At 59.5% G+C, this 6,203-nt stretch carries 5 protein-coding genes and 3 pseudogenes; 6 read left to right on the forward strand and 2 right to left on the reverse strand.

From position 1 onward, the window contains the following. Positions 1 to 38: 38 nt before the first annotated feature. On the reverse strand, positions 39 to 635 hold the full coding sequence (locus tag A4R35_RS00255; RefSeq protein WP_112425422.1) for a TetR/AcrR family transcriptional regulator: 597 nt from the start codon (positions 633 to 635) through the stop codon (positions 39 to 41). Between the two features lie 344 nt (positions 636 to 979). Here A4R35_RS00255 and A4R35_RS00260 point away from each other — a divergent pair, with 344 nt between their 5' ends. The 3 genes and pseudogenes from A4R35_RS00260 to A4R35_RS23785 all read left to right on the forward strand — a co-directional run. Beyond that, on the forward strand, positions 980 to 1,864 hold the full coding sequence (locus A4R35_RS00260; RefSeq protein ID WP_112425424.1) for an NmrA family NAD(P)-binding protein: 885 nt from the start codon (positions 980 to 982) through the stop codon (positions 1,862 to 1,864). Between the two features lie 28 nt (positions 1,865 to 1,892). Further along, the gene (locus A4R35_RS00265; RefSeq protein ID WP_189361158.1) at positions 1,893 to 2,849 is read left to right on the forward strand and encodes an alpha/beta hydrolase; all 957 of its coding nucleotides are present in this window, start codon (positions 1,893 to 1,895) and stop codon (positions 2,847 to 2,849) included. 801 nt (positions 2,850 to 3,650) lie between these two features. Then, positions 3,651 to 4,400 (forward strand): annotated as a pseudogene (locus tag A4R35_RS23785) (transposase); the annotation flags it as partial. A 508-nt stretch (positions 4,401 to 4,908) separates the two neighbouring features. On the opposite strand, the pseudogene A4R35_RS24055 reads toward A4R35_RS23785, so the two are convergent. Beyond that, positions 4,909 to 5,256, reverse strand: a pseudogene (locus tag A4R35_RS24055) (bacterial transcriptional activator domain-containing protein); the annotation flags it as partial. Between A4R35_RS24055 and A4R35_RS00290 the strand changes: the two are divergent. The 3 genes and pseudogenes from A4R35_RS00290 to A4R35_RS24060 form a co-directional block, all read left to right on the forward strand. Continuing rightward, entirely contained in the window at positions 5,215 to 5,505 is a 291-nt protein-coding gene (locus tag A4R35_RS00290) for a hypothetical protein (protein WP_112425432.1), read from the forward strand. The pseudogene A4R35_RS24055 and the gene A4R35_RS00290 overlap by 42 nt on opposite strands. A 149-nt stretch (positions 5,506 to 5,654) precedes the next feature. Beyond that, complete coding sequence (locus A4R35_RS00295; RefSeq protein WP_146747051.1) at positions 5,655 to 5,924, forward strand: hypothetical protein; 270 nt, start codon at positions 5,655 to 5,657, stop codon at positions 5,922 to 5,924. A gap of 58 nt (positions 5,925 to 5,982) precedes the next feature. After that, a pseudogene (locus tag A4R35_RS24060) lies at positions 5,983 to 6,203 on the forward strand (hypothetical protein); the annotation flags it as partial.

Here is a 6,203-nt window from a genome sequence, read left to right on the forward strand (position 1 = left end):
CCTGCCTTGTTCGAAGGCGATCTCTCCTAGAGCATCGGTCAAGTAACAGTGACAACCGGTGACAGGCCAGCAATCACGACGGCCAACACGTGCTGGACCATCATGTCTTTCGTAATGGTCCGGTCTCCCCGGCTCCACTGCACTGCTGGGCCGAAGATGGCCCAACTGATGACCTGCGCCGTGGTTTCTACTGTTTCCTGGCAAATGGGCACCAACGACGGGGCCTGGTTCAGCCAGTGCAGAAAGACCTCCTGGAGTTCTTGCTGCAAAGCGACCTCGAAGAACGGCACAAACTGCCTATCGGCTGGCTTGAGGTGATACTGCCAGAGGGCAAGAAAATCGAACACAGCGAGAAGAAGCTGGCGCAAGGTGCTCATCTGTAGGGTGGATGTGGCGGGAAGCTGGCTCTCTAACGCGTGGTGAAACTTCTCGCGCATCCAGACCTCTAAGAGGGCATATTTGTCTTCAAAGTGAGCATAAAAGGTGGCCCGGTTGACCGTTGCGCGTTCTGTGATGTCTGCGACTCGGATAGAGTGAATGGTGCGTCCTTCTTCAAGCAATGAGATGAACGCTTGCAGCAACAACTGACGGGTCCGTTTGACTCGTGGATCGTTCTCATTCGCCGGGGTGGTCATTGTTCCCTCCTTATCCTGGAAATGTCCTCAGCATCTCCCTTTTGAAAAGCAACGGTTGCCCCCCGGTGTTGTCTATACAACGATCCAGCCGGTTTGCTGATTGCTTTCCGTTTAGAGACAGCTTACTATTCTTCCTGTGTAGTATACACGAAAGTGTTCGTTAGATAACAGTGTTGTCTATCCGACATCCTTCTGTTCGCTCGATAGATGTGGTAGCCATCAGATGCAGGGCAACTGTCCCGGCAGGGCGTGTTTGCCCCAGCGAGAGCGCACAAAGATGGAGGAAGGACTATCTCAATGCAAACAAGAGTCATTACGCGATCTCTCTCCTGGAGGTGGTTTTCATGATCGTCATTACAACTCCCACTGGCCTGATTGGCCGTCAAGTACTGAACAATCTGCTCGGAAGCTCCGAGTCGATCCGCGTGATCGTGCGTGATCCCTCCCGTCTGTCCCCGCGCGAGCGTGAGCGCGTCGAAGTCGTGCAGGGATCACATGGTGACCTCGATGTTGTTACCAGGGCGTTCGCAGGAGCAGACAGCGTGTTCTGGCTTGTGCCCCCAGATCCCCAGGCCGAGAGCGTCGAGGCCGCCTATGTAGGCTTCAGCCGACCAGCGTGCGACGCCTTCAAGAGCCAGGGGGTCAAGCGGGTGGTCGGCGTCTCGGCCTTCGGTCGTGGGGCAGCAGTGTCCGGAAAGGCTGGCAATGTCACTGCATCACTGGCGATGGACGACCTGATCGCCAGCACAGGGGTCAGTTACCGAGCGCTGGCAATGGCCCCTTTCATGGATAATCTGCTCCGTCAGGTCGAGTCGATCAAGAACCAGGGCGTGTTCTTCGACATGGTATCTGGGGACCTCAAGCAGCCAACCTGTGCCACCCGCGATATCGCCACCGTTGCCGCCGGGCTGCTGCTCGATCACACCTGGAGCGGAGTCGCAAGTCGCCCGGTGCTCGGTCCTGAGGACCTCTCCTACAACGACATGGCGCAGATCATGTCCCAGGTGTTGGGCAGGCCAGTACGCTACCAGCAGATCCCAGGTTCAGCCCTGAAAGCCACGCTGATCAGATATGGCAGGTCCGAGGCTATGGCGCAGGCTCTGGTCGATATGATGGCGGCCTACGATCAGGGGCTTGCCACCGCCGAGCCGCGTACCGCCGAGTCCACCACTCCCACGAGCTTCCGCCAGTGGTGTGAGGAAGTACTCAAGCCAGCCATCCTAGCCTGAGCACCACTACAAACGAAAGGATCACCAGATGACTGAAGGAACAACAAACGAAGCACCTCGACTCTCCAACGATCACATCAATGATGTGTTGCAGCAATTTGCCGATAGGTTCGGCCAGCCGCAGCGGTCGCCGGTCTTGCACTCGCCCTCGGAACAGAACCTCGACTACGAGGATGTCACCTTTCCGTCCCTCGATGGCGTCCCACTGGAGGGCTGGTTCATCCCAGCAGCCGGGTCCAACAAGCTCATCATCGCCAATCACCCGATGGGGTTCAGCCGATCCGGGATACCCACGCAGTTCGAGCCGTGGCACTCGCGGTGGGCGCCCAGCGGGAACGGCTTCGAGGTCAACTTCATCCCGGACTACAAGATCCTCCATGATGCCGGATACAATGTCCTGACCTATGACTTGCGCAACCACGGTTTCAGTGGCGCGGCCAACGGTGGCATCGTGTCCAGCGGCATCTTTGAGGCGCGTGATGTCGTAGGCGCGTTGCAGTACATGCGCAACCGCGACGGGACGCGGGACATGACGATTGGCCTCTTCAGCCGTTGCCTGGGCTGCAATGCCACCTTCTCTGCGATGACACAGTTCCCCGAGGCGTTCAACGAGGTACACTGCCTGGTCGGAATCCAGCCCGTGACCCCGCAGATCATCCTCGCGCATCACCTGGCTCTGGCGGGAGTTCCAGCCAACCGCATTGAGGATCTGGAACAGTACATCGTGTTGCGCACGGGCATCGGGTTCTCACGAACAGATGCGAGGGAGTGGGCGAAGCATGTCCACATTCCCACATTCCTCTCCCAGGTACACGACGACGTGCTGACGCAGCCGAGCGATGTACAGACCATGTTCGACAACATTCCCATCGCCGAGAAGAAACTGCAGTGGGTCTACGGCACCACGGCCCGCTGGGACGGCTACCTTGAGTTCCAGCGCCGCCCAGAGCCGATGCTGGAATGGTTCGAGCAATACCTGTCCTGATGGACTTTGAGCATGAATGTGTTCAGGAAAACAAGACACCTGGTTCCCTCTTCAGGCGGAGATGCTCCGCCATGTCAATCCAGAGGTGATTCCTTGGGTCCAGGACACGGAACGCATGCACCAGGGTTATGATGCGCTCGTCTTGCTGCCAGCGATCAACTGTCCCGTCCTCTTTCTCCAGGCTGATGCGGCTGTAGGTGGGCTCACCGCAGATGAAGAGATCTCGTGAGCAATCCGGCTTCTTCGACACGACAGACGTATCTTTCTAAAAGGGTCAGCCACGCTCTGTACAAAGATCAGCCAGACCTGGTGCAGCAAGCCATCAACGCCTTTCTTGCTACGCCCGTTGCCTGATCCAGCTGCTTTTTCACGTTTCGGGTAAGAAGAAGCTTGCCCGGAGCCTGAAAAAGCCCGTGCCGTGCGTGTTCGTCGAGCCCTGCCACGAGTCAGTCAGTCATGAGCGACTTCCTTGATCCATCGACAAGTCTCACCCTCACGCAGGCTCAGCTCAAGCTATGGGCTGAGCCTCATTTGCCATCCGTAAAAAAGAAGAGTAAAGGAGTCCCTTATGGACCCTGTAACCTGGCATTCTCCAGCGGAACGCTCGCATGGAGATCCCATTGTCATCACACGCATCAAATAAGTGAAATCTGTGTCTTTATCTGTTATCACCGACACGAGTTATTTGATGATGCGTTTCAAGAAGAACTGGCGGCACTCTGCGCTCCAAGTCTGCGTGGACCCCCACCTCTTCCGCCGGCACGATTGGCCCTGGCGACTATTCTGCAAGCCTACACAAGTCTGATCAAGGGGGTGGCAAAAGACCAACGGATCAGCATTAAAGATGGACAGATGCGCCATCGACACAAAAGTCGGAGCGTGCTGATCGGTGGGTACAAACGCCATCTCCTGCAGGATCTGGACCCAGGTTTCATCCGTGCGGTGGGTATCACGCCAGCCAATGTTCCGGAAGCCAGTGTCACCGAAGCAATTAGCGAAGATCTCGCGCAGTAAGAGGCGTGTTTAAAGGCGCTACACATCGACCGGGCCTATTTAAGCAGCCATTTGGTATGGGAGCGGAGCGATGATCTGGAGGTGGATAGCAAAGCCTGGCCGGTGCGCCAAAGCAAATGCTTTTCCAGGCAAGCCTTGGATGAGGAGCGGCAGACTATCCGGGGTCCGGCTGAGCAGGAGATGCCCTTTGTGCCTGATGGGGTGGTCCACTTTTCCAAAGAGAGCTGTGCGAAGTGTCCTTTGCAAGCCCAATGCACCACCAGTGCCAAAGGGCGCAGCGTCGATATTCATCCTGATGAAGCTTTGCTCACCGAGTTACAAGAGCGTCAACAAATCCCACAAGGACGGGCCAAACTCCGTGAGCGGGTGGCAGTTGAGCATACCCTGGCTCATGGAGGTCAGTGGCAGGGACGATGCACCCGTTATCGCGGACTTCGCAAGGATCTCTTCGATCTACGTCGATGCGCAGTTGTCCACAATTTGCATGTCCTGGCTCGTTCCCAGCAGCTTTCTGCTGAGCTTCAGAATGCGGCTTGATTTCTTGACCGATACTCTAGCAGCATCGAGGCCTGCCCCACAAGGGTACAGACTCGCTGGCAGACAGCAAGCAGAAGCGATCCTTCCAACAGGGTTGTAAGCAAACGCAAGTCCTCACGAGCAAGGAGCATGAGACTGGGAACAGGGAGGCCTCCTTCCTGCCTGGCTGCCCAGTGTGCATCAAGTCGTTGAGCCAGGAAGCGAAGTGTTCGCTCATCGAGCGTTGTGGGGATTCTGAGGGCAACCGCAAGACGCTCAAGCAGTTCGTCATTGGCCAGGTTCCTTGCCTCAAGCCATGCTGTTGCTCCAACACCTTGCAAGGGGACTTGGAGAATCTGGCGACGTTGGCGGTCCGTAGCAGTACTCCAATGCAGGGTATTCCTTTCTAGTATACCCTGCTGGGGCCAGAAGGGAAGCCTGACAGAGGACCTGCTGGTCTGGAACCTGCAGACGGCTGGCACGCCGTCGGCTCACCGGCCCGCAACACCTGCTCGATCGCCTGCGCACGCTACGCATCGAGGGAGTCACCGCTCCGAGCCAGCAGCCGCCTCCAGTCCCGATAGCAACGCCTGGCCTCCTGTCTTCTCCCCTGGCGCAGCAACACGGCCACCAGCCAGGCAACGACCTCCCCATCGGTCGGATCTTCTTCCCACAATTCGGTCAGCACCGCTTCGGCCTCGGGCCAGCGGCCCTGCTGCTCATACAGCTCGCTGAGCCACCAGCGGGCCCGGTAGCAGGCACGCTCCTGGGTCGCCCGACGGACCAGGACCCATTCTCCTTCTTCCCCCTCCAGGAACGTTCCTCGCCGCCACGCGTGGACCGCTTCCTCTCGCAGGGGTTCGACCGCGAGCGGATCGCCCTGGCGCTGGCAGGCTTCCGCCCGCTGGAGGAGGTGGAGCGCCGCCTCCGCATCGACTCAGAGCACCGCTTGTCCGGGCAAGTGATAGCCTTGCCCGTCAGGAGACCTTTCCAGCAGGCTGGCCCCGCCTCCAGCGGGCTGCAGGACTTTGCGCAGCTTGGTGGTGGCGGTGTGCAGCGCGCTGGCGGCCTGCTCGGCGTCGGCTTCGGGCCAGAGCCAGGCGAACAGGCGCTCGGGATGGCCTGACGTCCAGGACAGCACAGCAGAGCCTTGAGCAGCTGGCGGGGAGAGATACTGCCTCCCCAGGCGCTGATCGGGAGGGAGCATAGCTGCTTCGCTGGCGTCGTTCAAGGCAGAAAGGAAACACTGGCGCAGGTCAGCCAGCGGTGTGCCTGGTGGAGCGAACGAGTGCCACCCTGGCGCTCTTTGAGCAGCAGGCCGAGGGGAATTGGCGGTTGCAGGTGCATGGGTCCCGCCCCCTCTGGCGAGAACTGCCAGAGGCGTATGAGGCCTGGGAGCAGGCGGGCCGACCGGATCAGGAGGCCTACGAGGGGGAGCTGAACGAGCACGAGGGGCAGGGCTGGCTGTCGGTGCCCCAGGCGAAGGGGAGTCGGGGTCTGGCCTGCCCGGTGCTTGATGGCCCCTGGCTGGGGAGCGAGCCTTGATCCGAGGCAGGCTGACGGGAAGGAAGCGAAGGAGGGGCCTCCTGCGGCAGCGGTATGCGTGACACCTTGTCCCTGGCTCGACCGTGATCGCGGATCAAGCGATGACCCGCTGCGGCTCCAGGTTGCCGCCAGTGATCTGGTGCTGACCCCCGAGGGGGAGGATGTGTTCCTGGAGCTGACCCCCACTGGCCAGTGGGGCTGGCTGGAAGAGGCCACGGGCCTGCCCCTGGCCGCCTTGCTGGCAGGCCAGGCCGAGCCGTGCCCCTGGCCGGCTCAGAA

Source organism: Thermogemmatispora tikiterensis (genome assembly GCF_003268475.1).
GTDB lineage: Bacteria > Chloroflexota > Ktedonobacteria > Ktedonobacterales > Ktedonobacteraceae > Thermogemmatispora > Thermogemmatispora tikiterensis.